23 protein-coding genes and 1 riboswitch are annotated in these 24,678 nt (G+C 65.5%); of the genes, 16 read left to right on the plus strand and 7 right to left on the minus strand.

The window, feature by feature from the left end:
• Positions 1-3: 3 nt before the first annotated feature.
• The gene (locus TRD_RS12165) at positions 4-1,287 is read left to right on the plus strand and encodes a PQQ-dependent sugar dehydrogenase (protein ID WP_012642626.1); all 1,284 of its coding nucleotides are present in this window, start codon (positions 4-6) and stop codon (positions 1,285-1,287) included.
• Positions 1,288-1,451: 164 nt separating this feature from the next.
• On the opposite strand, the gene TRD_RS12170 is transcribed toward TRD_RS12165, so the two are convergent.
• Positions 1,452-2,384, minus strand: a complete 933-nt coding sequence (locus TRD_RS12170; RefSeq protein WP_012642542.1) for a DMT family transporter — start codon at positions 2,382-2,384, stop codon at positions 1,452-1,454.
• Positions 2,385-2,620: 236 nt separating this feature from the next.
• Here TRD_RS12170 and TRD_RS14745 point away from each other — a divergent pair, with 236 nt between their 5' ends.
• From TRD_RS14745 to TRD_RS12185, 3 genes are read left to right on the plus strand one after another with little or no spacing between them, the layout of a single operon-like run.
• Positions 2,621-2,902 (plus strand): ubiquitin family protein, encoded by a 282-nt coding sequence (locus TRD_RS14745; protein WP_041437771.1) that lies wholly within the window; start codon positions 2,621-2,623, stop codon positions 2,900-2,902.
• 3 nt (positions 2,903-2,905) lie between these two features.
• Positions 2,906-4,714 carry an aldehyde ferredoxin oxidoreductase family protein gene (locus TRD_RS12180; protein ID WP_012643218.1) on the plus strand — a complete coding sequence of 603 codons (1,809 nt, stop codon included), beginning with the start codon at positions 2,906-2,908 and terminating at the stop codon, positions 4,712-4,714.
• A gap of 3 nt (positions 4,715-4,717) precedes the next feature.
• Positions 4,718-5,071: a hypothetical protein gene (locus tag TRD_RS12185; protein ID WP_012643230.1), complete on the plus strand. Its 354-nt coding sequence runs from the start codon at positions 4,718-4,720 to the stop codon at positions 5,069-5,071.
• Positions 5,072-5,077: 6 nt separating this feature from the next.
• On the opposite strand, the gene TRD_RS15165 is transcribed toward TRD_RS12185, so the two are convergent.
• Positions 5,078-5,536 (minus strand): RidA family protein, encoded by a 459-nt coding sequence (locus TRD_RS15165; RefSeq protein ID WP_012643139.1) that lies wholly within the window; start codon positions 5,534-5,536, stop codon positions 5,078-5,080.
• A gap of 350 nt (positions 5,537-5,886) precedes the next feature.
• Between TRD_RS15165 and TRD_RS12195 the strand changes: the two genes are divergently transcribed.
• From TRD_RS12195 to TRD_RS12210, 4 genes are all read left to right on the plus strand, one after another.
• Positions 5,887-6,540 carry a DedA family protein gene (locus TRD_RS12195; protein ID WP_012643026.1) on the plus strand — a complete coding sequence of 218 codons (654 nt, stop codon included), beginning with the start codon at positions 5,887-5,889 and terminating at the stop codon, positions 6,538-6,540.
• Between the two features lie 202 nt (positions 6,541-6,742).
• Positions 6,743-8,092, plus strand: a complete 1,350-nt coding sequence (locus TRD_RS12200) for a glutamine synthetase family protein (protein WP_012642910.1) — start codon at positions 6,743-6,745, stop codon at positions 8,090-8,092.
• A 63-nt stretch (positions 8,093-8,155) separates the two neighbouring features.
• Positions 8,156-10,396 carry an amylo-alpha-1,6-glucosidase gene (locus tag TRD_RS12205; RefSeq protein WP_012642627.1) on the plus strand — a complete coding sequence of 747 codons (2,241 nt, stop codon included), beginning with the start codon at positions 8,156-8,158 and terminating at the stop codon, positions 10,394-10,396.
• A gap of 3 nt (positions 10,397-10,399) precedes the next feature.
• A complete protein-coding gene (locus tag TRD_RS12210) occupies positions 10,400-11,071 on the plus strand; it encodes a hypothetical protein (RefSeq protein ID WP_012642854.1) in 672 nt (223 codons plus the stop codon).
• Here TRD_RS12210 and TRD_RS12215 read toward each other — a convergent pair.
• Positions 11,044-11,301 carry a hypothetical protein gene (locus tag TRD_RS12215; protein ID WP_012642912.1) on the minus strand — a complete coding sequence of 86 codons (258 nt, stop codon included), beginning with the start codon at positions 11,299-11,301 and terminating at the stop codon, positions 11,044-11,046. The genes TRD_RS12210 and TRD_RS12215 overlap by 28 nt on opposite strands.
• Positions 11,302-11,770: 469 nt before the next feature.
• On the opposite strand from TRD_RS12215, the gene TRD_RS12220 reads away from it, so the two are divergent.
• From TRD_RS12220 to TRD_RS12245, 6 genes are all read left to right on the plus strand, one after another.
• The gene (locus TRD_RS12220) at positions 11,771-12,649 is read left to right on the plus strand and encodes an amidohydrolase family protein (protein ID WP_041437774.1); all 879 of its coding nucleotides are present in this window, start codon (positions 11,771-11,773) and stop codon (positions 12,647-12,649) included.
• Between the two features lie 328 nt (positions 12,650-12,977).
• A riboswitch (Fluoride riboswitch) is annotated at positions 12,978-13,055 on the plus strand.
• A 40-nt stretch (positions 13,056-13,095) separates the two neighbouring features.
• Positions 13,096-14,085, plus strand: a complete 990-nt coding sequence (locus TRD_RS12225) for a hypothetical protein (protein ID WP_012642625.1) — start codon at positions 13,096-13,098, stop codon at positions 14,083-14,085.
• Between the two features lie 10 nt (positions 14,086-14,095).
• Positions 14,096-14,533: a HEAT repeat domain-containing protein gene (locus TRD_RS12230; RefSeq protein ID WP_012642737.1), complete on the plus strand. Its 438-nt coding sequence runs from the start codon at positions 14,096-14,098 to the stop codon at positions 14,531-14,533.
• Positions 14,505-15,509, plus strand: a complete 1,005-nt coding sequence (locus tag TRD_RS12235; RefSeq protein ID WP_012642446.1) for an AAA family ATPase — start codon at positions 14,505-14,507, stop codon at positions 15,507-15,509. The genes TRD_RS12230 and TRD_RS12235 overlap by 29 nt, the downstream gene beginning before the upstream one ends.
• Before the next feature lie 2 nt (positions 15,510-15,511).
• The gene (locus TRD_RS12240; protein ID WP_012642543.1) at positions 15,512-16,750 is read left to right on the plus strand and encodes a DUF58 domain-containing protein; all 1,239 of its coding nucleotides are present in this window, start codon (positions 15,512-15,514) and stop codon (positions 16,748-16,750) included.
• Complete coding sequence (locus TRD_RS12245; protein ID WP_012643168.1) at positions 16,734-18,143, plus strand: DUF4129 domain-containing protein; 1,410 nt, start codon at positions 16,734-16,736, stop codon at positions 18,141-18,143. The genes TRD_RS12240 and TRD_RS12245 overlap by 17 nt, the downstream gene beginning before the upstream one ends.
• A 4-nt stretch (positions 18,144-18,147) precedes the next feature.
• Here the strand turns inward: TRD_RS12245 and TRD_RS12250 are convergent, their stop codons facing one another.
• On the minus strand, positions 18,148-19,341 hold the full coding sequence (locus TRD_RS12250; protein ID WP_012643280.1) for a trans-sulfuration enzyme family protein: 1,194 nt from the start codon (positions 19,339-19,341) through the stop codon (positions 18,148-18,150).
• 92 nt (positions 19,342-19,433) lie between these two features.
• On the opposite strand from TRD_RS12250, the gene TRD_RS12255 reads away from it, so the two are divergent.
• Positions 19,434-20,477: a TIGR03557 family F420-dependent LLM class oxidoreductase gene (locus TRD_RS12255; protein WP_012643298.1), complete on the plus strand. Its 1,044-nt coding sequence runs from the start codon at positions 19,434-19,436 to the stop codon at positions 20,475-20,477.
• A gap of 237 nt (positions 20,478-20,714) precedes the next feature.
• Here TRD_RS12255 and TRD_RS12260 read toward each other — a convergent pair whose 3' ends face one another.
• The gene (locus TRD_RS12260) at positions 20,715-20,912 is read right to left on the minus strand and encodes a hypothetical protein (RefSeq protein WP_012643302.1); all 198 of its coding nucleotides are present in this window, start codon (positions 20,910-20,912) and stop codon (positions 20,715-20,717) included.
• Between the two features lie 769 nt (positions 20,913-21,681).
• On the opposite strand from TRD_RS12260, the gene TRD_RS12270 reads away from it, so the two are divergent.
• A complete protein-coding gene (locus TRD_RS12270; protein WP_012642552.1) occupies positions 21,682-22,887 on the plus strand; it encodes a right-handed parallel beta-helix repeat-containing protein in 1,206 nt (401 codons plus the stop codon).
• 59 nt (positions 22,888-22,946) lie between these two features.
• Here the strand turns inward: TRD_RS12270 and TRD_RS12275 are convergent, their stop codons facing one another.
• Both TRD_RS12275 and TRD_RS12280 read right to left on the minus strand, forming a co-directional pair.
• Positions 22,947-23,477 (minus strand): hypothetical protein, encoded by a 531-nt coding sequence (locus tag TRD_RS12275; RefSeq protein WP_041437349.1) that lies wholly within the window; start codon positions 23,475-23,477, stop codon positions 22,947-22,949.
• Positions 23,478-23,645: 168 nt separating this feature from the next.
• Positions 23,646-24,521 (minus strand): SIR2 family NAD-dependent protein deacylase, encoded by an 876-nt coding sequence (locus TRD_RS12280; protein ID WP_226980742.1) that lies wholly within the window; start codon positions 24,519-24,521, stop codon positions 23,646-23,648.
• Positions 24,522-24,678 lie beyond the last annotated feature (157 nt).

Consider the following 24,678-nt stretch of genomic DNA (forward strand, 5'->3'; position numbering starts at 1 on the left):
ACGATGCAACCCTTCGCTCGCATACCGCACGCCAACCTGCGACTGACGCGACGGAGCGTGCTACTCTTCTCGCTGCTCCTGCCTGCCTGCAACGTGGGTATCCAGCGATGGGAGAGCGGACCGCCCACTGCCACACCTCCTCCCGCGGCGTCGCGCACTCCTTCGCCCGTTCGCACGCCTAGTTCCGCCTCACCGTCTCTCGCGACCGTCACTGCTCCGCGACCGAGCCCGACCGGTGCACCATCCCCCACCGGTCCGGTCGCGCTCCGGGTCGAGACGCTCCTCACTGGACTCGAGGCACCGTGGGAAGTGACCTTCGCTCCCGATGGGCGTCTCCTGTTGACCGAACGGCCAGGCCGAGTCCGGCTCGTGGTGAACGGCCAGCTCCGCACTCGACCTGCGCTGACGCTACCGGTCGCCGCAGTCGGCGAAGGCGGTCTCTTGGGCCTCGCGCTCCACCCTGACTTCTCTCGTACGGGGTGGGTTTACCTTTACTACACCTACCAGACGGACCAGCTTTGGAATCGGGTCGTCCGCTATCGACTCGCCGATGATCAGTTGGTCGAACCTCAGGTCATTCTCGATCGCATTCCTGGTGCCAGCATCCATGACGGGGGGCGGATCGCCTTCGGTCCGGACGGCAAACTCTACGTCACGACCGGTGATGCCCGTGACCCGGAAGCCGCGCAGGACCTCGCTTCGCTCGCTGGCAAAATCCTGCGACTCGAGCCAGACGGCTCGCTCCCACCGGACAATCCCTTCCCGGGATCTCCGGTTTGGACCTATGGCCATCGCAACCCGCAGGGCCTGGCTTGGACGAACGATGGCCGGCTCTATGCGACCGAGCACGGGCCGACCGGCGATCTCGGACTCGCCGCCCATGACGAGGTGAACCTGATCGAACCGGGGAAAAACTACGGCTGGCCCTTCGTCGTCGCCGATCTGGTCCGGCGTCCGCTGCCCGATGCTGTTCCGCCGGTTGCGCAGAGCGGCCAGACTACTTGGGCCCCGAGCGGAGCCACGTTCGTGCGTGCTGGGTCCATTCCCCAGTGGCAGGGAAACTTGCTCTTCGCTGGCTTGCGCAGTCAAGCGCTTTGGCGCCTCGTCCTCACACCGGACGGACGATCTGCTGTCCAGCTCGAGGCACTCTATCAGGGAGAGTTCGGTCGGCTGCGCACCGTCGTCGAGGGGCCGGACGGAGCGATTTACCTCCTGACCAGCAACCGCGACGGCCGCGGTAACCCGCGTGCCGGGGACGACCGTCTCGTCCGCATCGCGCCCGCTTGAATCATTCTTCGCGACGAGACAGCTGCAATCCTCCCGTCCTCCGGGGGGTCTTTCAACGAGTTGCAGCGACCCGTCACCCGAGATGTGCGCAGCTGCCGTTCCCCCGCTCGTTTCCGAGCAGCCGTGGCACGTCCCTGCAGTGCTCGCCATCGCCATGACGCCGATCAGGGTGAACGGCGAGTCACCGGAGCAGCGATCCGGGGAACGTTCTCCTGGAGCCCTGCCCGCTGGGCGAGCAGGACACCCACGAACACTGCCATGATCCCGATGACTTGCGTCACCCGGATCCGTTCTCCGACAAACATTGCACCGAGCACCAGAGCGATTCCAGGCTGCAAATAATAGTAGACCAGCGTCGTGGCAGCCCCGAGCCGTTGAACAGCTCGTTGCCAGAACACGTTCGCTCCCACCATCGCCAGAATTCCCGTATAGAGGAGCGCTCCCCAGGCACCCCAACCAGGCACCTCGTGCAGGCTCTGCATCGTCTCCGGGAAGCCAACGAGACTCACCACGACCAGGCTCGCAATGAGCATCCAGGTCGTGATCGGTACAGCCCCGTACCGGCGTACCAGCGGCCGCGGGATCAACGTCACCCCGACCCAGCAGAGCGCCGCGCCGAGCGTCAGGAGATCGCCCCACAGCGTCGAGCGCGCTTCCCCCTCGGGACGACCGATCATCGCCACGACGCCCGCGAACCCCAGCACCGCCCCGATGATCGCCCCGAGACGAGGTCGTTGACGTTCGACGAGCCAAGAAATCGGGAGCGCCCAGAGCGGGCTCGTGTTCAGAAAAAGCGCGCTGTGCGTCGCTGTTGTATGGTGCATGCCCACGAGGAACAGGATCTGGAAAAGCCCCATCGCCCCAAAACCCGCCACCGCGAGGCGCGGCCAATCGGCTCGCTCGATCCGCAACGCCTCACCACGCCAGCGCAACCACAGGAGAAGACACGCGATCGCGACGATCAGCCGGACGACTGCGAAGCCGAGCGGACCGAACGAATCGACACCGTGCTTGACGATCGGGAAGGACGCTCCCCAGATGAGCACAGCGAGGAAGGCCTCACCATCGACCCAGCGCCGCCATGTCGCCACACGCATGCGCCGCCCCCCAACCCGCATTGTCCAACAGCCGAGCATCGTTGACCAGTGAACTGTTCGTCCCAGCGAAACCGTTCGGTCGAGGGCACCGGAGGACGATCGTGACCAGCTTCCCCTGGGGGCGGACGACGCTCGCTCGCCACAGTAGCGACGAACTCGGTCTCCTTGCGACAGGTCGATCCAGGGTCCATACTTCATCCGTGACCGGCCACGAGGATCGGAGCGACGTCTCCACGATGACGCGCGAAACCACCTGCCATCGGGTCGAGCTGTACGGCCTCCCGGCAGTCATCGCCGGTCAGCGGACATTGGAAGTCGCGGGAACGACATTGGCCGAACTCGCCAGCGCACTCGTCGTCGCCTGTCCTCGACTGGCTGGCCCCGTCATCGATCCTGCGACCGGTTGGCTCAACCGCGGGTACGTCTTCGTCGTCGACGGCCGCTTCACGCGTGACCCGGCGACAGCGTTGGAATCAGCGAGCGAAATCCTCCTCGTCGCAGCGCAGGCCGGAGGCTGAGCGATGCAGGCGATCCACGGTCGCGCACTCGTCGTCGATTGCTCCACTGGCACTGCTGAACCGTTTCCCATCCCGCCTGCCGTCAGTGCCGCTGTTCTCGGTGGTGCCGGGCTCGCCAGCTGGCTCCTCCTCCGCTTCGCTCCACCGCGGGTCGATGCTTGGGCACCAGAAAATCCCTTCGTTCTCGCGGCTGGCCCGTTCATCGGGACCGGACTCACCACGTCGAGCAAGCTCGCGATCGCGACGACATCCCCGCAGACCGGCTTCATCGGGGATTCCCTCACCTCGAGCTATCTGGCACTCGTCCTGCGGCGGACCGGCTTCGATGCCCTCGTGGTCGTGGGCAGGGCGCCGCGCTGGTCGGTCCTCTTCGTCGACGACGATCAGGTTCGCCTGTTGCCAGCTGAGCATCTGCTCGGACGCGACCCCGAGGAGACTGCAGCCACTCTGCGCAGCGAACTCGGCCGCGACATCAGAGTCGCCGCGATCGGCCGTGCTGGGGAACGACTCGTCCGCTACGCGGCGGTCGTCAACGACGGGCGTCTCGCTGGACGCACCGGGCCGGGGGCTGTTCTCGGGGCCAAACGGATCAAGGCGATCGCCGTGCGCGGGACCGGACGATTTCCAGCGGTCGCCGATCCGGACGGAGTCCATCGGGCTGCGCGCCAGCTGGCCACGCGTAGTCTCGGTCCCGAAACCGCCAAGTATCGCGAACTCGGGACTGTGGCCAACCTCGCCTTTTTTAGCCGGCTCGGTGTCCTCCCGACCCGCAACTTCCAGGCCGGATCGTTCCCCGCGGCCGAGGCGCTTTCCGGGGAGAGACTGGTCACCCAGCACCGGGCTGATCGGCAGGCGTGTGCGGCCTGCACGGTCGGCTGCGAGCATCACTTCCGGACCAGCGATGGTGGCCCCGCGACCACGGTTCGACTCGAGTACGAGACACTGTTCGCCCTCGGCTCGCTGTGCGGCATCGAGGACCCGAACGTCGTCCTGCGGGCAGCAGCGCTCTGTGACCGCTACGGGATGGACGCCATCAGCGCTGGGGGAACGATCGCTTGGGCGATGGAATGCGTCGAGCGGGGTGTCCCCTTGCCAGGCTCACCCGACGAGTGGCCTCGTTTCGGCGATGGGGCCAGCCTCCTGCGCACGCTGGAAGCGATCGGAGAGCGCCGCGGCCCGCTCGGCGCTCTCTTGGCCGAAGGCTCGCGGCGGGCTGCTGCCATCATCGGCCATGGCAGCGAGACCTGGGCGATGCACGTTAAAGGGCTCGAGCTTCCCGGTTACCACCCCAAACGGTTGCGCGCCATGGCGCTCGGCTTCGCGGTCACCCCGCGCGGCGCGTGTCACAACCGAACGTCTGCCTACGAGATCGACTTCTCCGAGGACGCCCCCGCTTTGGCCGAACGGATCGCGCAGGCGACCGCCCGCAGCGAGGATCGCTCGGCCCTGCTCGATGCACTGCCCCTCTGCAAGTTCCTCCGCCACTGCTTCGATGATTTCTTCGTCGAAGCGGCCAACCTCGTCCGGCTCGTGACTGGCCTTTCCTGTGACGCAGACGAACTCCAGCGGACCGGCGAGCGCATCGTCACGCTCAAAAAGCTCTTCAACCTGCGCCAGGGGTGGACCCGCTCCGATGATACGCTTCCATCGCGCCTGCTCGGCCCAAACGGCATCGATCCAGCCGAACTGGACAGGCTCATCAGGGCATACTACCGTGTACGCGGCTGGGCGGCCGATGGGTCGATTCCGCCGGAACGCCTGCGCGATCTTGGATTGGAATCGTTGCTCGACTCCGTTTCGATCGGATCGTAAGCGATGTTCGACAACGACGAACTCCTCTGGCTCGAACTGGAGCGCGTCCGCCTCCCCTCTCCGGTCCTGGCCCGGATCGAAGAACTCGCTGAGGAACGACGCCGTTTGCTGCAAGCCTTGCCGGACCTGCTCTTCGAGCGCGAGCAGGTCATCCGCCGCATCGCCGAGATCGATCTGGAACTCGAACGTCTGTGGGATCTGCGCCGGCGCGAACTCCTCTTCGTCCGCCAACTCGTCAGTACCGAGAGCCAGGAAGCGCCAGCGACGCTCGAAGAGGTCGAAGAGCAGCTCTCGGAAGAGGAGGCCGAGGACGGTACGAGGGATGAGTCCTCGGCCTCCCACGAGGCGATGAGCTGAGCGCCGTCACTCGACCTCGACGATGGCTTCGATCTCGACCGTGATCCCTCTCGGCAGCGAGCCCATCCCGACCGCCGAGCGCGCATGGCGACCGCGCTCACCGAACACGTCGACGAACAGGTCCGAGCAGCCATTGATGACTTCCGGATGCTGACCGAAGTCGGGATCGGCGTTCACCATCCCCAGCACCTTTACGATCCGCTTCACCCGGTCGAGATCGCCGAGTTCCTGCTTGAGAACCGCGAGGAGCACGAGACCGACCGAGCGAGCATGGCGATACGCTTCCTCGACGGTCACCTCCCGCCCTACCTTGCCGATCGGAACCGTCCCGTCGGGATTCCACGGTCCCTTGCCCGCCAAGAAGAGCAGATTGCCAGTGCGCACGGCGTGTACGTAATTGCCCGCCGGCTTCGGCACCGGTGGCAGCTCGATCCCGAGTTCCTCGAGTCTCCGCTCGATCTCCACGTTCTGCTCCCTTCCCGCTACGGTGCGACCGCTCGTCCCGTATGATACGCCGCTCGGCCCGGCGGATTCCGTAGGAGATCGCGCCGACCAGGCCTGCGCGAGATCCCTCAGCACAGCGTCGGTCCGCCCGCCGAACGACGCTGCTCTTCGAGGACGCGATCGCACAGAGTGACGTCCGAGCTCACCGCACGACCGGACCTTCTCGCCGGTGCGGAGATGGACAGGTTGCTGCTGGCGCGGCCCGTACCCAGTAATGTGCATCGTCCTCGTCGCGACCCTTCTCGACGACCAGTGCCGAGCACGATCCTCAGTGTCTCCGCTACAATCCGGCCGAAGGGAAAGGGCGCAGGATGGTTCACCTCGATTTGGCCAGTCTCATCCGCACCATTGGTCTCCTCGGTGTGGCAGCGATCGTGTTTACTGAAAGCGGTCTCCTCATCGGGTTGTTCCTGCCAGGTGACTCTCTCCTCTTCACAGCTGGTCTGCTCGCTGCTCAGGGTTACCTCGATATCCGCTGGCTCGTCCTCGCCTGCTTCGCTGCCGCTGTCGCAGGCGACCAGGCCGGCTACGCCTTCGGCTTGCGGGTCGGGCGGGCACTCTTTCAGCGTCAGGACTCGCGCTTTTTCAAGAAGCGCTATCTCGTACAGGCTGAGCGCTTTTTCCTCCGTCATGGAGGCAAGGCAGTCACGCTGGCCCGCTTCGTACCCATCGTCCGGACCTGTACACCGATCGTCGCGGGGATCGGCCGCATGCCGTACCAACGGTTCCTCGCCTTCAACCTGCTCGGGGCAGCGCTCTGGGCGATCGGCATCACGCTCGCCGGGTACTGGTTGGGCAACGTCATTCCGGGTATCGACCGATACCTCTTGCCCATCGTCGTCGCTATCGTGCTCGTCTCCCTCGCGCCCTCGGCCCTTCATCTCTGGCGCGAGCGGCAGGCGACCCTCCCCCATCCCCCTCGCGCTGGTGCCCCTCTGCCCGCGAAGGAGCGCGACCGCACGTAGCCGTATCCCCGAAAGTCCGGTTGGTGCGCGAGACACGGAGACTCGAGCGTAGGAGCGTCGCTCTGGAAGAGCGATGAGTCTCCCCCGGTCCTCTGGCGCCCTTGCGGCGCTCTGCGGGACGAGTCCTGTCCCCCTGTTCTCTTGCCGAGTCCGATCGCAAAGCGGTTATACTGGCGAGGTCATGGGATGGTAGGAGGCGGTTATGGAGATCGCGACCGTGACACGGTTATTGCGAGCAGCTGGTGTGCGTTGGGTACGCATCGAAATGGCCGATACCCACGGTATCGCCCGCTCGAAAAGTGTGCCGCTCGACAAGTTCCCACTCTACGGAACGCTGGGCATCAACTTTTATGGAGGGATGCTCCTGCAAGATGCCTCGGGCTGGGACATTCCGCTGGAAGAGCGCCTTCCGCCCCCTGACTATCTCCTCAAGCCGGATCTCGATACGCTGGTCGTGCTTCCCTACGCGCCAGGAGAAGCCCGCGTCATCGGTGACCTCTACCGCGATGATGTCCCAGCCCCGGAGGATCCTCGGGTCGTTTGTCGGCGCATCGTCGACCTCTATCGTGCGCACGGCTGGACACCGCGCAGCGGTTTCGAGTACGAGTTCTACTTGCTCGTCGCTGCGACACGCGAGCCCGTCTTCCGTGACAAGCAGATCTGCTCGACGATCCGCAACAACTTCGACCCTGCCTGGCGCGATGAACTCCTCGAGGCGCTCGAGGCACACGGAATCGTCGTGTCGACGCTGAGCGTGGAAAACGCGCCCGGCCAGTTCGAGATCACCTTCAGCCCAGCCGACGGGCTCACCGCGGCCGATCAGGCGTTCTCTTTCCGCACCACCGTCAAGGAGGTTTCGCGCAAGCACGGGTACTTGGCCCCATTCATGACCAAGCCATTCATCGACCAAGCAGCATCCGGCACTCACCTGCACCACAGCCTCGTCGACTGCCGCACAGGCGAGAATCTTTTCGCCGATCCTGCGGGCGAGTATGGCCTCTCCGAGTTGGCCTGGCACTTCCTCGGTGGGCTTTTCCATCATGCGCGAGCACTCATCGCTTTCTTCTCCCCCACACCCAACGATTACAAGCGGTATCAGCCTGGTCTCTTCGCGCCCACGAGCATCTGCTGGGGCTACGACAATCGTTCGGCTGCCTTCCGCATTCCAGCTGACGCCCACGGAGCCAAGGCTCGCATCGAGAACCGGCTCGGCGGAGCCGCGGCCAATCCCTACATCGCGCTCGCCGCGTCGCTGGCAGCTGGATGGGACGGGATCCAGCGTCGCCTTCGTCCCCCTGCGCCGATTCAGAAAGATGTCGGTTGGCTCGAGGGGTTGCCACCGCTGCCTCGCTCGCTCGACGAAGCGCTCGATGCTCTGGAAGCCGATCGCACGCTTTGTGAATTGCTCGGCCGACCGTTCGTCGAGACCTATATCGCCGTGAAGCGGTGGGATACCGAAAAATGCCGACGGCACTGCCCCGACTACGGCACACCGGAGTGGCTCCGCCGCATCGATCCCTACGAGTGGGAGGAGTACGGCGAACTCATCTAGGTACCAGCTGCGCGATCTGTACACTTGGCCCGGTGAGACAGGGAACCGAGTACGGATGGTCGCATGGGACTGGCTCGCGACGCACGCATCCTCAAGGACGGTGAGCTGTTCGTCGTCAGCGACGAGCGCGGTGACCTGCGTCGCACCTTACCGGGTGCCGGCGTCTATGCGCGCGACACTCGTTTTCTCAGCGAACTCTGGCTGCTTCTCAACGGTGAGGAGCCAGAACTGTTCGATTCTTCGGCTGAACGGACGAATACAGCTATCTTCGAGTTCGGCAATGCGGTCTTCCGGGACGAAGAGGGTCGGGACATCCTCGCTCATACCATCAGCCTGCGGCGCTGCCGCAGTGTCCGGCGCGGAACCTTGGACGAGGAACTGGTTCTGGAAAACTACAATGCTTTCGACATCACTGTCGAGCTGGCATTCGTCTTCGCAGCCGATTTCCTCGATATCTTCGAGGTACGGGGCTTCCCCCGCGAGCGCCCACGCGGGCGCATCTTGCTTCCACAGCAGCAAGATCACTCGCTCCGGCTCGCCTACCGCGCACCCGACGACGTTCTCCTCGAGACCGAAATCGTGTTCAGTCGCCAGCCGGACACGGTCACGACCGAGCCAGGCGCCACGCACCTGAGCGAACTCGCACTCCCACGCATGCTGCTGCCGGGCCACGATCAGCTGATCCGTGCCCCCGGAATGATTCATCCACCCCGTGCCTTCGTTCTCTTCCACTTGAAGCTCCCGAGTCATGGCCGGGAACGGCTGGCGCTCCGCATCGCTCCCCGTGAGCTCCTGGAACGTCGGATCGCTGTTCGCGTTCCGGATGTGTCACGCTTGACCGAGCCGGTCGAACCACCCACCTATTCCTTCGCTCGCGCTCGCACCGATCACGAACTGTTCGACCGGGTGCTCCAGCGTAGCCTCGACGACGTCCGCGCGCTCCTGACGCCATTCCCGGGTGGGCGTCTCGTCGCTGCGGGTATTCCCTGGTTCGTTGCCCCCTTCGGGCGCGATAGCTTGATCGTCAGTCTCCAAATGATGCTCTTCGCCCCGGAACTCGCACTGGAGACGCTGCGCTTTCTCGCTCGCTACCAAGGCCGCAAGCATGATCCCTGGACAGAGGAAGAGCCGGGCAAGATCCTCCACGAGCTGCGTTTCGGTGAGATGGTTCGTCTCGGTGAGACGCCGCACAGCCCGTACTACGGCACTGTCGATGCAACGCCGCTCTTCATCGTCACTTTTTGCGAAGTCATGGATTGGGTGGGAACACCCGCGCTCTTCGATGAACTCTTCCCCGCTGTCCAGGCCGCCCTCCACTGGATCGATCAGCATGGGGATCACAATGGTGACGGCTTCATCGACTACGGGAGGGTCTCGCCGCGCGGCCTCGTCCACCAGAATTGGAAGGACAGTCACAACTCCTTGCTCTTTCCCGACGGTCGCGATCCGGTTCCACCGATCGCGGCGGTCGAAGTCCAGGGCTACGTGTACCAAGCGAAGCGAGCGCTCGCTGCCGTCCTGCAGCGTTTCGGGAAACCATCGCACCAGGTGCTCGTCGCCCGCTTGCGCGCCGAAGCCGAGCAGCTGCGCGCACGCTTCGAGCAACGCTTCTGGAGCGAGTCCGACCAGTTCTATGGCCAGGCAATCGATGGGCAAGGTCGACTCGTTCCCGCCATTTCCTCCAACCCTGGCCACTGCCTCTGGAGCGAGATCATCGGTCCCGAGCGTGCGGCGCGCGTCGTCGAACGGCTGTTCCGCTCCGATCTCTACTCGGGTTGGGGGATCCGCACGCTGGCCAGCACCATGCCACACTACAACCCGATGAGCTACCACAACGGCAGCATCTGGCCACACGACAACGCACTCATCATCGCGGGCTTACGTCGCTACGGGTATCACCGCGAGGCACTCCGCCTCGCCAGCGATCTGCTCGAAGTGGCGGTCAGTTTTCCGTACTACCGCCTTCCCGAACTCTTCTGTGGTTTCGGCCGCGACGAGGCAGAGTGCATGGTTCCCATCTCCTATCCGGTCAGCTGCAGTCCACAAGCTTGGGCTGCCGGCACAATGCCTTTCCTCCTCCGCATCATGCTCGGTGCCGAAGCACGAGCTGCCGAGCGTCGTCTCACCCTTCGTCCGGCATTTCCCGACTGGCTCACTGAGGTCGAGATCCGAGGGCTCCGCTTCGCGGGCACCACGCTCGACCTCGCGGTCCGGCGCCAGGCAGGCCGCTACACGCTCGAAGTCGAGGCTGATCCCGGCATCACTGTGGTACTCGCTGGCTCATCCGATGATTTCCGGAGGTAACCAGTGTCACTTCCTCGCCTCCGTTGGGTCATCTTCGTCCGATCGATCGTCGCAGTGGACGAGCACCCACCCGCACTCGTGTTCCGCCTGCTCGCACGTTCGCTGGCCCGGCATCAGCAGGAAGCCGTCCTGCTCGAGGAGCGCGCCAACCCCCTCACGGTAGCCGCGCTCCGTCGCCACGGCGCAGCTGTCTTGCGCGAACTCGCGACTGCCTGGCCCGATGTCCGGTACCAGACGGTCGAGCAGCGAACCGGGGCCGATCTCGTTGAATGGCTCGGCCGTACGCTCGCGACTGCTGACCTCGCATTGGTCGAACTGGGAGTCCGCGAAGAACTCGCCTACTGGGCCGGCCAACTGACTCGCCCCCATCTCAAAACGTTCCTTCTCGACCTCATGCCAGACGAGCCAGCATTGGCCGCCATGCGCCAGCGTCTCGACCCGGCGACGTTTACGGGAATCATTTGCCACCCCGCGAATGCCCCCGCCTACCGGGGTCGGACGTCCGCCCGGCAGATCGTTCTCGTGGAAGGAGAACCCACCGAACTCGCATCGGCGATCGCCGATGCCGTCGTCGCCTTGCTGTTCCACTCTCTGGGGAACCTGGAGACACGTGGCCAGGCTCCGAACGGCTCCGGACCAGCCACCGATCAGCCGGAGAAGGGAAGCCGTGGCTGAAACATGCGTACGTCGATCGCGGTCGGCAAGACACCGCACACCTGAAGCGCGTTGCTCCGTTCGACCAACTCCTGAAACTCCGTCTCGTCCAACACGAACCGGCACCCACAATCTGGACACGTAACGACGTAGACGCAGTCGAACCGCGACTCGCACCAGGCGCGCACGTCGCCGAAGAGTCCCTTCCGACAGAGATGAGCGAGAACCAGCTCGACCTGGCGAGCATCCATGACAGGACCTCCTCGCGGTGGGGATCGATGCGCAGGACCATTTTCTCAGACGAGTAAGTGACCGTCAACTGTCCTGTGATAGGGTGAGCGCGCGAAACCACACTCACCGCGCTGGCGTTCAACGCATCCGGTCGACCAGTGATGCAGCCGATCATTGGTGGTCAGTACCAACGGAGAGTGAGCAGCCAGTCTGCGCAGCCCCGACTCCACGCTCGCCTACCACTCGCAATGGTCGATCCGTTTTCCTTGAGTCCACCACATGTTGATGCTAAAGTGACGGTGATCGGTCTGCGACGGCGCTCGCTGCTGTCTGGAAGGCGACGATGAACAGCAGGCGAGCGAGTCAGCACCGTCCAGTATCGGAGAGCGTCTCGGCCCGTCGCCGGCTGAGCAGGTGAGGAATTGCCAGTGCCAGAGACATCGTCCGAAGGCGCGAGGAGTCGTGGACACGACGAAGGGGGACAGTACGGTGACGACTCGACGAATCGACATCATCGACATCCATGTTCACGTGCGAACTGGTGACCATGCCAAAGTTTGGGAACGCGACCGCTATGTTCCCGCCAACCAGGAAGGATTCAGCGACCACCCTGACGCTATGGCCGACATGTATCGCGAACTCAATGGCATGGCCGTCATCTTCGACATCGATGACGAAACCCGCACGGGACTCAAAGCCTCCAACGAGGAGATCGCCCAGTGGGTCGCCAGACACCCTGATGTCTACATCGGCTTCGGTTCGGTCGATCCCTGGAAGGGAAAGGCTGCGATCATCGAGGTCGAACGCTGCGCTGCACTCGGGCTCAAAGGCATCAAGTTTCACCCAGCGGTCCAAGACTTCGCACCGAACGATCCCCGCTTTTTCCCCCTCTGGGAAACCTGCGCACGACTCGGCCTGGCCGTTCTGTTTCACAGCGGCACCACCATGGCTGGAGCCGGGCAACCGGGCGGTGCCGGCATCCGCCTCGAATACGGTCGCCCCATCCCGTACATCGACGATATCGCCGCACGTTTCCCGGAACTCCGCATCATCATGGCTCATCCGGCCTGGCCCTGGCACGAGGAGCAACTCGCCATCCTACGCCATAAGCCGAACGTCTTCATGGATCTCTCCGGTTGGGCACCCAAGTACATTCCGGAAAGCGTCATTCGCTACGCGAACTCGTTGGTTCAGGACAAGGTCTTCTTCGGGTCAGACTTCCCCATGCTCACTCCTCACCGCTGGCTGCGCGAGTTCGCTGAACTCCCCATCAAAGACTCGGTCCGTCCGAAGATCCTCCGCGACAACGCGGCCCGCTTCCTCGGTCTCACACACCTCGTCGAGCACGCCCTACCAGCTTCGGAGTAGAGCGGGGAACGCACCTGAACTCTCGGAAAGTGCGGACTGCGCCCAACCCAGAGACCTCGCCATGCCTCTCCGAGGCGCGTCCGCTCAGACTTCTCACGACTCGCGACAGGGGTACCGGCCGTGCCGGGCTACGAAGCGGTACGGTGGCGCCAAAAAGTTCTCTCGCGTCGGTTCGCGCCCTGGCTGCGTCGGCACACGCGCGACCACGCTGCCCCCGCTGCTCTGATGGTCAACGCCCGCTGCGCGGCGAGGAGCGCTCAGCACGCGGGGCCGTTCACGGTGCTGGTTGCCTCCGCAGGAACAGCCAACCGCTCCGATGATATACTTGGTGGTGCACGGCGATGAGGCTCGCCAGGTGGCTTCGGCCACCGAAGTGCCCGCTGCGGCTGATAGCCTCTGCTCGACCAGTCCGGTCAGCAGAGGCTTTTTGACGTTAGGAGGGCATCATGGAAAGACTCCCGCGCAACCACACCGTCTCCCGGATCGGCCGTTTCCTCGTTCGCCCCAGTCGGCCCACGGTCGACCGATACCTGGCCGCCACCCTGCGCGAGTCGTTCGGGGAGCCAGGGTGCCCTTTGTGTCGCATGCTGGAAGGCAAGGAGCGCCGAGCACTCGAAGCGATCCTTTGGGAACAAGTGAACGATCCAGCCACGGCCGATCGGCTCGCGGCGGCACGCGGATTCTGCTGGGAACACACGTGGGCGCTCGTTCCAGCAGGAGCAGCCGTCCACAGTCATCTCGGCGTCGCTATCCTGCTCGAGCGGCTTCTGCGCGATGCCTTCCGATCAGGTCCCGCTCGCAACGGGCTCGCGCGCTGGCTCCGCCCGCTCGCGCCCTGCCCAGTCTGCGAATGGCTCGGGCAGGCCGAGAAGACGCTCGTGTCGGCGACCACCCAACTCGTCCAGCAAGACCCCTCGCTCGTGTACCGGCAACCGGGCCTCCTCTGTCGTCCTCATGCGACGGCACTGGCTGGACTCCTCAGCGATTTCCCTTGGACAGCATGGCACGAGCGGGCCGAGCAGGAACGCGTGTCTTGGTCACCCTTGGAACTCCTCCAGCATGACGTCGGCCGTCGTCCGTGGTACGTCCCTCGGCCCGCTGCTCTGCCCGCAGTCTGCCCTCACTGCCTGACCGAACCACCAGGGCATGACCGGCGCTGGAGCTGGCTGCGAGCGCTCTGGCAACCACCACTGGCTGATTGCTCGCTCGAAGTCTGCCTGGGCCACGCTGCCGCGAACGACCAGGCCGTGCCCTGGTATGAGGAACTCGCCGCACTGCTCGACGATGTGGCCGCCTTCATTGCCGCTCACGACTACCGGTTCCGCGGCACCCTGAATCTGGCTCAGCGCGGGAGCTGGCTCCGCGCACTCGCGCGCCTCGTCGGCACCGTTCCAGCAGCTGGTCCTCACGAGCAAGCGCAGCGCATGACGGTGTAGGATCGACGCGATGGCTACTCCGAATCAGCACGAGGGCTCGCCCTACGACATGGCCTTGATCGAAGGACTCCAGCATCCACGCCCGGATATTGCCGAAATGTGCGCCTGGGTTTTGGGTCAGCGGCGGACACGCCTGGCGGTACCCGCGCTGATCGAGGTACTCCACAGACGTCCGAACGAGATCGACGTCCTGGTCGCTGCGGTCAACGCGCTCGGGTCCATCGGCGATACCCGAGCGTTGCCAGCACTGGTCGAAGCCGCCCGCAAGGGAGCCGTTCCCGTCCGACGCGCCGCCCTGCGCGCGTTGGCTGCCATCGATCCCGTCCGAGCCACTCCGATCCTGCGCGACGCTCGCGAACGCGACCCGTCACCCGGAGTGCGTGCGGAAGCTGCTCGACTGCTCGAAGAGGAGGCCAAGCGTGACCAACCCGATGAGACCACCGTTTGAGCCGCTCCCCACTGAACGCATACGAGACCTGCATACGCTGCTCCTGCGTATCCGCGATGCGATCGAGCGCGTGATCGTCGGGAAGCGCGACGTGATCGAACTGCTGTTGGCAGCAGTCCTGGCTGGCGGCCATGTCCTCCTCGAGGATGTTCCCGGGATCGGCAAGACCAAGCTCGCGCGGACCTTTTGCCGCGTGATCGGTGGAAGCTTCCGCCGCATCCAATTCACGCCTGATCTATTGCCAGCTGATGTCACCGGTTCGCTGGTCTACGAACCCGGCCGAGGCAGCTTCGTGTTCCATCCGGGACCCATCTTCGCCAATGTCGTGCTCGCCGACGAGATCAATCGGGGAACACCGCGCACGCAAGCCGCGCTCCTCGAAGCGATGGAGGAGCGACAGGTAACGGTCGAACGCGAAACCTACCACCTTCCCACTCCTTTCCTGGTGGTGGCCACGCAGAACCCGATCGAGCTCGAGGGCACTTTCCCCCTGCCGGAAGCCCAGCTCGATCGCTTCACGATGCGCCTCAGTCTGGGATACCCGACGGAAGACGACGAGGCAGCGATGGTCCGCCGCTTCCTGATCGGCGATCCGCTGGTGGAACTCGAGCCGGTCACCGATCCAGAGGAACTCGCTGCCGCCATCGTCCAGACACAACGTATCTTCCTGGGTCAAGCCGTTCTCGACTATCTCGTCGCACTCGTGCGACAGACACGGCAGCGCGAGGATGTCCAGCTCGGCGCGAGTCCGCGCGCGACACTCGCGCTCGCCCGCAGCGCGCAGGCAGCTGCTCTCCTCGCTGGTCGTTCCTACGTCATTCCGGACGATGTGCGAGCTGTCGCCGTACCAGTGCTCGCGCACCGCATCCGCTTGACCGCACGCGCCGAACTCCACGGTCTCACGGCTGAATCCGTCGTGCGAGCAGTCCTGGAAGAGGTTCCGGTTCCGGTGGAGGAAGTTGTCGAAGGAGCGTGACCGTGGAAAGCGCACCGACCGTCGTGCCGGTCGAACGCGAGGAACTTCTGCCCGCTGGCATCCTCGCCTCAGTCGTCCTCGGTGGTGCAGCCGTCGCGTTGGGGCGGCCGATTCTGGCTCTCGTCGCCTTCGCCGTGACCATCGTGCTCGGTCTGGGGCTGCTCTGGCTGCGCTTCGGCTTTTACCGGGTCCGTTATTGGCGTCAGCTCCAGCCGGACCATGTCTTTCCCGGGGAACCAGTCACGCTGAGCCTCGTCCTGGAGAATGCCAAACCGCTCCCCCTTCCCTGGGTCGAGGTCGTCGAGGAACTGCCAGCCGCACTCGTCATCGAAGGTCAGCAACTCGAGCCCTCGCCCAAGCCGGAGCGCAAGGTGCTGCGGACGCTTCTCTCGGTCGGGATCGCGGAGCGCGTGCAGCGACGCTATCCGGCACGCGCGAGGCGACGTGGCTTCTATCGCCTCGGGCCGACCCGCCTGACGACCGGCGATCCTTTCGGCTTGGCTCGCGCTCGTTTGGAGATCGAACCCGGCGGGACTCTCCTCGTCTACCCGGAGATCCGACCGCTGGAATCGTTCGGTCTCCCAGCCGAGCATCCGCTCGGTGACGCGACCCCCTTGCGCCCGTTACTCGAGGATCCACTACGCATCCAGGGTGCTCGTCCCTACCAGCCTGGCGACTCTCCGCGGCAGATCCACTGGCGTGCCACTGCTTGTCTCGGGGAACTACAGACGCGCTTGCTGGAGCGCTCCGCTGCACCCGTCCTGGCACTTTTTCTGGACGTGAATACCTTCGAGCATTTCTGGGAAGGAATTCGTCCTGGAGAACTCGAGTGGGCGATTTCACTCACCGCCTCCCTGGCCTCTTGGGGCATCGAGCAGGGCTATCAAGTCGGGCTCTGGGTCAATGCGCCCCTCGTCGGTGGTGAACGGTTCATCCGTATCCGGCCAGGGCGTCATCCGCACCAGCTCCGGCGTCTGCTCGAGGCGCTGGCCATGCTCGTCCCGCATACCGGTCATCGCATCGAGCAGCTTCTCAGCGCTGAAGCGCGACTGCTCAGCGGCGGCGTCACGATCGTGCTGGTCACTGCGCTCGTCACGGAGAATCTGCGCCGGACGCTGCTCGCTCTCCGACAACAGGGTTACGGCATCGCGCTGATCGCCGTCGGGACCTCGGCCGGCCTCCTCCCGCGGCGAGGACTCGCCATCTTCGAGCTGGAGGGAGAACGTGCTCCGGCGGCCTGATCCGCTCACCATCGCACTGGCCGCGAGCGCGCTCGCCGCAGAGGCACTGGCTGTGACACCACTCGTCGCCTGGCTGGCCGTCCTCTCCGGTGCCGATCCGATCGCGGTACCGGGTTGGCTTTCGCTCGCTACCACAGGCCTGGTCGGCTACGGGCTCGCTCGCCTCGTGTTGACCCGAACCCAGGACCCCGCGTGGAGCAGGTTCCTGGCTTCCGGGTGCTGGTTGCTCTGGACGCTCGGGTGGTGGGCGTTGCGCGAACGATCGCTCGAGGCAATTCCCGGCTTTTTCGCTGCCCTGGTCAGTCTCGATGCACCGGCGGTCGGATTGGCGATCCTCAGCGCGCTGGCCTGGTGGCGCGCGCTCGGCCTGGCGAGTGACCCGCACCCGTTTCAGGGTTCCTACTTGCGGTGGGCGATTATGCGTGATCTCCTGTTCGTCGGCGGCACAACGGTTCTCGCAGCAGCGAGCGGCGGTGCCGCCGCGCAAGTAGTCTGGCACCGACTCGAGTTCGGTGCTCCCCTGCTCCTCGTCGTCAGGCTCCTCACCGCTGTCTTGGTGCAAGCGGAGGCCGTACGCCTCGCTTATCCTGCGGCGATCAGCTCGACCCGCTGGGTAACCTGGTCAGCGGTCCTCGCCCTCGGCATCGTCTGCCTCTCTGCACTGGCCAGTCTGGTGGCTGGTCCGACCCTGTGGCCGCACCTGGTGCGTCCCGTCACCTGGCTCCTCACGCTCATCGTCGCCGTCCTGGTGACGCTGGCCGTTCTCCTCGCCGTCCTCATCTGGACCGCGTTGCGTTTGCTCGTCTGGATGCTCCGGGCCATCGCCGGCCAGCACGAACCAGGTCCGCCGCCCGCGCTTCCGGTGCTGCCCGATCTCCTCCGTCCTCGGGACACTCTCGCGCACCTCGCCGTGCCGACCTGGCTCGAGCGAGGGCTGGTGGCACTCACCGGCCTGCTCCTCGCGCTCGGCTTGCTCGTGCTCATCGCGCGCGCCTTCCGGCGCATCCGATCGCGGCCGATCGCCACGAGCGCGAGCGAGCTCCGCGAACGCGTCTCTCTCGCAAGCATTCGCGACATTCTCCCCGCTTTCCGCTGGTCGGGATCGGCACCCCGTCTCCGCCGCAGTCCCGGCCTACCCCACGATGTCCGCAGCGCGTATCGCGCCGCGCTCGTTCTATTGGCGGCGCGCGGCTTCGTTCGCCGAGCCAGCGAGACCCCGCTGGAACTCGCTCATCGCGTCACGAGTGTCTGGCCCCAACTCGCCCAGCCGCTCCAGGATCTGACCGCCCGCTACCTCGTCGCTCGCTACGCGGAGCATGAGGATCCGCACGACCGCGCAGCAGCGCTCGACGATTGGCGAGAACTCGCGCGTCGGCTCGCTGAGGAGCCGTGAACCGTCAGATGTGCCCCAGTGCCTGTTCCAGGTCCTGCCAGAGTTCCTCCGGGTGTTCCAGTCCGACCGAGAGCCGCAGGAGCCCATCGCTGATCCCCAGTCGCTCACGCTCGCTCACGGGCAGCGAACGGTGCGAGGTGGTCGCCGGGTGCACGAGTGTCGTCACGGCACCACCCAGCGTTTCAGCGAAGCGCACCAAGCGGAGAGCACGCACGAATCGCCGCACCGCCGGCTCTCCACCAGCGAACTCGAAAGCGACCACGGCCCCAAAGCCGTCACGCAACAGTCGTTCAGCCAGCCGGTGTTCCGGATGACCCGGCAGGCCCGGATAGAGCACCGCCTGCACCATCGGATGAGCGGCCAGGCGTTCCGCCAGGAGGAGCGCGCTCTGACTGCTCTGTGCTGCCCGCAGGGGCAGCGTGACCAGACCACGCTGGATCAACCAGCTGTCGAACGCTCCACCTCGCCCACCGAAGCGCACCACCTGTCCTCGGATCGTCTCGACCACGGCCGCTGGTCCGGCAACGACGCCGCCACTCGCATCGTGATGCCCACCGATCAACTTGGTGGTGGAATGCACGACCAGCACCGCTCCCCAGGACAACGGCCGGCAATGCACCGGCGTCGCGAACGTGTTGTCCACGACCATCAGTGCCCCGGCAGCTCGGGCGAGCGCCGCCAGTCTCGGAAGATTGCGCACCCGGAGGGTCGGGTTGGTCAGCGTGTCCACCCACAGCAGTCGAGCCGGACGCTCCAGTGCACCTGCCACCGCCTCGAGATCACCACAATCGACGAAGTCGACGATCACCCCAAAGCGCGCGAGGTCTCGCTCCAAGAGCAGTCTCGTACCGCGATAGACGTGCGTGTCGGCGACTACTCGCTCGCCGGGTATGGTGAGCGCGAAGAGCGTGGCGGCGATCGCGCTCATGCCGCTCGCGGTGACGACCGCGTCTTCGGCCCCTTCCAGGCTCGCCAGTGCCAGCTCGAGCTGCCGGTGGTTCGGCAACCCGTAGCGGGCATAGATGAACCCCGGCTCCTCACCGCGGGCGATCTCGTCCATCGCCTCCATATCCGGATAGGCAAAAGCGCTCGTCTGCCAGATCGGTGGAGCGAGCGGTACTGTTCGGCTCTCCAGCTGGTGCAGTCCTGCCTGCGTGCAGATCGTTTCTGGCCTGGTCGCCGGTTTCTGCTCGGGCATCGCCGGACTCCTCTCGCTCTCGTTTCCGACCACCCGAGCGCAGCATACTTCCGCTCGAAGAGTGGACGTGACACGGAAAGCGAGGGAACGCGATGAGCCGCCTGGGGTACTCAGCTAGTTTCGAGCAGTTCCACCCCTCCGATCTCCTGCGCTGGTGCCAACTCGCTGAACAAGAGGGGTTCGATAGCGTGCTCGCTGCCGACCACTTCCACCCCTGGACACCCGAGCAAGGCCAGAGTGGCTTCGTCTGGGCTTGGCTCGGTGCGCTCGGTGCGACGACACGTCTCCGCTTCGGCACCGGTGTCACGCCGCCGATCGGCTTCCGGTACCACCCGGCGATCGTCGCGCAGGCTGCGGCCACGCTCGAGGCGATGTTTCCGGGGCGCTTCTGGCTCGGGATCGGGGCCGGCGAAGCGCTCAACGAGCACATCGTCGGCCGCTACTGGCCGGAACCGGCTGAGCGGATTCGCATGTTGATCGAGGCCATCGAGGTCATCCAAAAACTGTTCACTGGAAAAGTCATTCGGCACGAGGGAGTCTATTTCAAAGTCGAAAGCGCCAAACTCTACACGATGCCGGACGTCCCACCACCGATCATCGTGGGTACCGCTGGACCCTACATGGCCAAAAAGACTGGCCAACTCTGCGACGGTCTCCTGACTCCCGGAGCGAATGACGAGAAGCTCCGCCTCCTCCTGAGTCGCTTCGAGGAAGGAGCGCGCGCTGCCGGCAAGGATCCCAGGCGCATGCCTCGCATGATCCAAGTCCACGTCTCCTGGGCCGAGACCGATGAGCAGGCGATCGAAAATGCCCTCCGCGAATGGCCCAATGGCGGCATGGCCTTCCCCAAGGGGGACATTCGCAACCCCGAAGACTTCCAGGCGATGGCTCGGTTGGTCCGACCGGAACATTTCCAGGGCCGCGTCCTCATGACGTCCGACCTGGACCGCCACGGCGAGTTCCTGCAACATCTCATCGATCTCGGGTTCACCGAGATCTACGTGCACAATGTGGGACGCAACCAGGAGGAATTCATCCGCGCCTATGGGCGAGCAGTCATCCCCCACTTGCGCTGGCCAGCGGATGCCCCGGTCGCCCAGGCGATGAGTCCGTCTGCGTCTCGAGCAGGCCAGTAAAGGGACAGTCGACGCGGCCGGCCTCTCCCGGACGAGTGGGCTGTTCACCTGTCCGTCCCCGGCGAGTGCCCGTGTGCCGCGCTGGAACCTGCCGGCCAGCCGACCTGGCGCCGGAGCGAGCGGACTGACCTGCCCCGGTCGTGGATGAGACTCGGCTGACGCGAGCTGATCGTCACAATGAGCGACCCCCGCCGGGTCTCACTCCCGCGGGGGTCGGCGACGACTGTCCGCGTGCCATCAGGCACCGCTCGGGCGGCGCTCCTCGGCAGCCTCGCTCCGCAGCGTGTGCTCGCCCGACCGACCGGCCTCCCTCTCCTGCTCGATCTCCTGGGGCAAAGGAGCCACTCGCGCCGTCGCCGGATAGACCACACGCACTGCGCGGATCACCGGCTGACCGTCCTGATTGAGAATCGTGTAACGGATCAGGGTGCGCATCGGTTCACCTCCTTTCCATCCGGCCTGGTGTGACCTGACCAGCTGCCCCCGGACCGACCGGGGGCGCGGAGGTGCCGTGCGCTCGAGGCGTACTGCGGCCTACTGCTCCGACCCGGACGGCCCGCGGGAGCCGGTACTGCGTTCTGGAGGCTGACTACGTTCCACGAACCGTACCCTCCACATCGGACCGACCTCGGCGTCGCATCACCTTGCAGACGCGACGCCCAACCTTCCACAGTATACGCATCCCAGCCTTTGCCGTCAACCAACGATTCTTCGGTCGTCGGGCGCGTCGAGTGTTCCGGCGGCTCTTCGAGGGGCCACGAATCTGGTCCGAGAGCCTGGCTCCCCAGCTAGACATCGAACGACCATCTCGTCCAACTTCGACTGGCCGCTCGCGCAGCAGCACCGCTGCCGCAGGCTCCAGCTCCCAGCCTCACCTGCCAGCGTCAAGCGCTCAGGTGGAAAACGGTGAGTGCGTCGAACCGACCCGATCGATTCAGTCCACCCGACCAGCGTGAGGCTCGCCCCACGTCTCGTTCCTCCGCACACCCACCTTGTCGGTCCGCCCCTCGCGTGCTAACCCGTTCTTGTACTCGGCACTGCACGCGTGCCACCCGGAGGTCGCCATGCCTGGCTCCGCTCGCCGTCATACCACTGTCGACCGTCTACCGCGAAGCTGGAAGCCGCGTCCACGCTGCTGGCGAGGGACAGTTTCGCGTCGATCTCTGGGCATCGAGGTGCACCCGATGCACGCGACGAGGTGACCATGGCTCGCTGGAGACAGGTCCTCCACTGGCTCAGCGGCTGGCGCGAACCGCGCCCTGGTCTCACGGTCACCGGGTCGGTCGTCCTGGAACCCGGCCACTACGATCTCCCCGACCCCGGAGACGGTGCGCTCCGCATCGCTGCGGACGATCTGGTGATCGACGGTCGCGGAGCGGTCCTCGATGGCCGAGGGCGCGGTGGCATCGGCATCCTGCTCCAGGGCCGCCGCCGAGTCGTGATCCGCCATCTGGCGGTACGCGGATACGACTGGGCGCTCCTCGCGCTCGACTGCGAGGAGATCGTCGTCGAGGATTGCAACTTTTCCCACAACGGTGCGAGCGAGGGGACCTTCCTCGACATCACGCGTCCAGACGAAGGCGCGGGCGGTGGGATCCGCTCGATTCGCTCCTCGAACACCCGGATCGCGCGGCTCGTCGCCCGCGAGCAGGATATCGGGATCGATGCGATCGCCTCGCACGGTCTCGTCGTCACCGACTGCGATCTCTCCCACAACCACGCGTGGGGTATCCGTCTCCACGGCTCCTCGTCGTGCCGGCTGGAGCGGAACCGCGCGCAATATGTCAACCGCTGCGGCGGGACTGGTTGCGATGCAGCGGGCATCTTGGTGACTGGCGGATCGCACCGCAATCTGATCGCCGGCAATGACCTACGCTGGTCGGGCGACGGCTTCTTCCTCGGCAACCAGTTCAGCCCGCCCTCCGACGAAAACCTCGTCGTCGGCAACGACGGCTCGTACTCGCCCAACAACGCCTTCGAGGCCACCTTTTCGCGCGGCAACGTGTTCCGGCGGAACCGAGCGTGCTGGAGCAACTTCGGCTTCTGGCTCGGCTTTTCCACCGATACCGTCCTCGAGGGCAATCTCATCACCGACAACCGGCTCGATGGCGTGCATTGGGAACATGGCGCCCGCGGTGTCCTGCGCGACAATTTGATCGCGCGCAATGGTCGCGACGGGGTCGCCTTCACGCTCGACCCTGCCAACCGCGACTTTCCCGACCGCTGCGTCTCGACCGGCCACGAGCTGCGCGACAACTGCTTCGCCGCCAACGGCCGAGCTGCCGTGTTCCTGCTCCATACCACGCGGACGCGCTTGGTCGGCAACCGCTACCGGGCCGAGCGGACACCGCTCCTTCTGGCCGGTGACACGCGCGAGAACGAGATCCAGGACGTGTTCACGACGACCTGAGCCTCGACCGGCTGCAAGAGAGCCGGGCGCTGCTCGCGACCGATCAGCTCGGCTCGCCGCTAGGCAGCGGCGGTCGCGCGCCGGCGGGCAGCTCTCCCCGCCGGTCCGGTGCGCAGTGCCTGCACGAACGCGACGAGCGTGACGACCAGCTGGCTCCACAGTCCCCAGGTGAACCAGAGCAACCAACTCCCGAGGTCGCTCCATCGACGAGGCAGCGCGACGGTCCCTTCCAACCAGTGCCAGGCGAAGAGGGTATCCAGCACGCCGCTCCACGTACCGGTACGGAGTGCGCTGACGAGTGCGACGCTGAACCAGGACAGCTGCTGGATCCAGAACGCGATCAGGGCCAGGCACCCCAATACCACCCAGGCCGCTGGAGCCTTCCAGCCTCGCCAGAGCGCAAGGCCTGCAAGAAACGGCGGTACACCGAGCGCGAGGAACCAGGCCGCGATGATCCGAAGTTCCGTGTCCCCCCCCCGTACTCGCCGTACCAGGTCGCGAGCGACCAGCCAGCCCAGCCCCACAGCCACGCCCCCCAGAGGCCGAGCACCAGCCCGCAAGTCCGTCGGATCGCCATCGTCATGCTGCACCTCGCCGTCTCGGTTCGGAGCGGATGTCGCATGTCGAGTATAGCTCGCGCGAACTCCTCGCGCCAGCCGAACGCTCGGTCGCTGGGCGGTGCGGCTGTCCGCCGGTATCCCAGCGCGAACGGTCGCGTGCGGGATCTGCCGTTTCGTTCACCGAGCTCGGTCGCTGGCTCAGCTCGCGCGTTCGCGAGCGGAGTCGGCCGGCGCACCGACGAGGAGTTCGGCGAGGTAGGCGAGCGCGGCCCCGGCCCGAGCCCGGAGGACGACTGCCGCTTCCCGGTCGAGCGGGGTCGGTTCGTCATTGACGATCGCGACGAATGCCCCCGCTCGCGCTGCACGGCGCGGCACATGAGCCGCCGGCACGACCTTGAGCGAGGTACCGATCACCAGCATGACCGGCGTCGCTTCGGCGAGCGCCAGCGCATGCTCGAGAATCCGGCGCGGCACCGGCTCGCCGAAGGAAACGGTGGCTTCTTTCACCAGGCCACCGCAGACGGGACAATCCGGGATCGTTCCAGGCGGACCAGGGTCGAACTCCTCGGCCGGCCAGAGCAGCTCGCACGACAGGCAGCGGATGGCATGCGCCGTCCCGTGCAGCTCGACTACCCGCTCCGGCGGACTGCCCGCCTTCTGGTGCAGCCCATCGATGTTCTGCGTCACGATGATCTCCAGATACCCCGCAGCCTGCAGGCGCGCCAGCGCCACGTGTCCCACATTGGGCCGCGCCCCGGCGAGGATCGGATAGCGTTGGCGTCGTCGATCCCAGTAACGGCGCCGCACCTCAGGGTCGTTCAGAAAATCGCGGTAGCGGGTCGGATTCTCGCGCGACCACAGCCCGTTCGGCCCGCGATAGTCCGGTATCCCGGACTCGGTGGAGATCCCCGCGCCAGTGAAGGCCATACCTGGCCCCCGCTGGTAGAGCGCATCCGCGATCGCCTCGACCAGCCGCCGCTGCTCCGCACTGAGCGCTCCGCCGTCCACCGCTGCTTCCCCCTCCGTTCCCAATCCTACCAAGCCCACGAGAGCCTGACGGGCTGCCCGTTTCACGTCGTCCCGTTCGCGTGTCCCAACCGCTGCTCCCGGGCGGCCCGCCTGCTCGACAACCGACTCGCGGTATCGACCGGCACCCGCCCACGCTATCCACGCCTCGCATCGGGAGCGAGCTCGTCAGCTCAGCCGCGATCGACGCCCTGCATGGGGAACT

This window comes from Thermomicrobium roseum DSM 5159 (assembly GCF_000021685.1).
Classification (GTDB): domain Bacteria; phylum Chloroflexota; class Chloroflexia; order Thermomicrobiales; family Thermomicrobiaceae; genus Thermomicrobium; species Thermomicrobium roseum.

What these genes read in the sequence shown, in the direction of transcription:
- TRD_RS12165 (WP_012642626.1), top strand. Translation starts at nt 4, where the DNA reads ATGCAACCCTTCGCTCGCATACCGCACGCCAACCTGCGACTGACGCGA.
- TRD_RS12170 (WP_012642542.1), bottom strand. Translation starts at nt 2,384, where the DNA reads ATGCGTGTGGCGACATGGCGGCGCTGGGTCGATGGTGAGGCCTTCCTC.
- TRD_RS14745 (WP_041437771.1), top strand. Translation starts at nt 2,621, where the DNA reads ATGACGCGCGAAACCACCTGCCATCGGGTCGAGCTGTACGGCCTCCCG.
- TRD_RS12180 (WP_012643218.1), top strand. Translation starts at nt 2,906, where the DNA reads ATGCAGGCGATCCACGGTCGCGCACTCGTCGTCGATTGCTCCACTGGC.
- TRD_RS12185 (WP_012643230.1), top strand. Translation starts at nt 4,718, where the DNA reads ATGTTCGACAACGACGAACTCCTCTGGCTCGAACTGGAGCGCGTCCGC.
- TRD_RS12195 (WP_012643026.1), top strand. Translation starts at nt 5,887, where the DNA reads ATGGTTCACCTCGATTTGGCCAGTCTCATCCGCACCATTGGTCTCCTC.
- TRD_RS12200 (WP_012642910.1), top strand. Translation starts at nt 6,743, where the DNA reads ATGGAGATCGCGACCGTGACACGGTTATTGCGAGCAGCTGGTGTGCGT.
- TRD_RS12205 (WP_012642627.1), top strand. Translation starts at nt 8,156, where the DNA reads ATGGGACTGGCTCGCGACGCACGCATCCTCAAGGACGGTGAGCTGTTC.
- TRD_RS12215 (WP_012642912.1), bottom strand. Translation starts at nt 11,301, where the DNA reads ATGGATGCTCGCCAGGTCGAGCTGGTTCTCGCTCATCTCTGTCGGAAG.
- TRD_RS12225 (WP_012642625.1), top strand. Translation starts at nt 13,096, where the DNA reads ATGGAAAGACTCCCGCGCAACCACACCGTCTCCCGGATCGGCCGTTTC.
- TRD_RS12230 (WP_012642737.1), top strand. Translation starts at nt 14,096, where the DNA reads ATGGCTACTCCGAATCAGCACGAGGGCTCGCCCTACGACATGGCCTTG.
- TRD_RS12250 (WP_012643280.1), bottom strand. Translation starts at nt 19,341, where the DNA reads ATGCCCGAGCAGAAACCGGCGACCAGGCCAGAAACGATCTGCACGCAG.
- TRD_RS12255 (WP_012643298.1), top strand. Translation starts at nt 19,434, where the DNA reads ATGAGCCGCCTGGGGTACTCAGCTAGTTTCGAGCAGTTCCACCCCTCC.
- TRD_RS12260 (WP_012643302.1), bottom strand. Translation starts at nt 20,912, where the DNA reads ATGCGCACCCTGATCCGTTACACGATTCTCAATCAGGACGGTCAGCCG.
- TRD_RS12270 (WP_012642552.1), top strand. Translation starts at nt 21,682, where the DNA reads ATGGCTCGCTGGAGACAGGTCCTCCACTGGCTCAGCGGCTGGCGCGAA.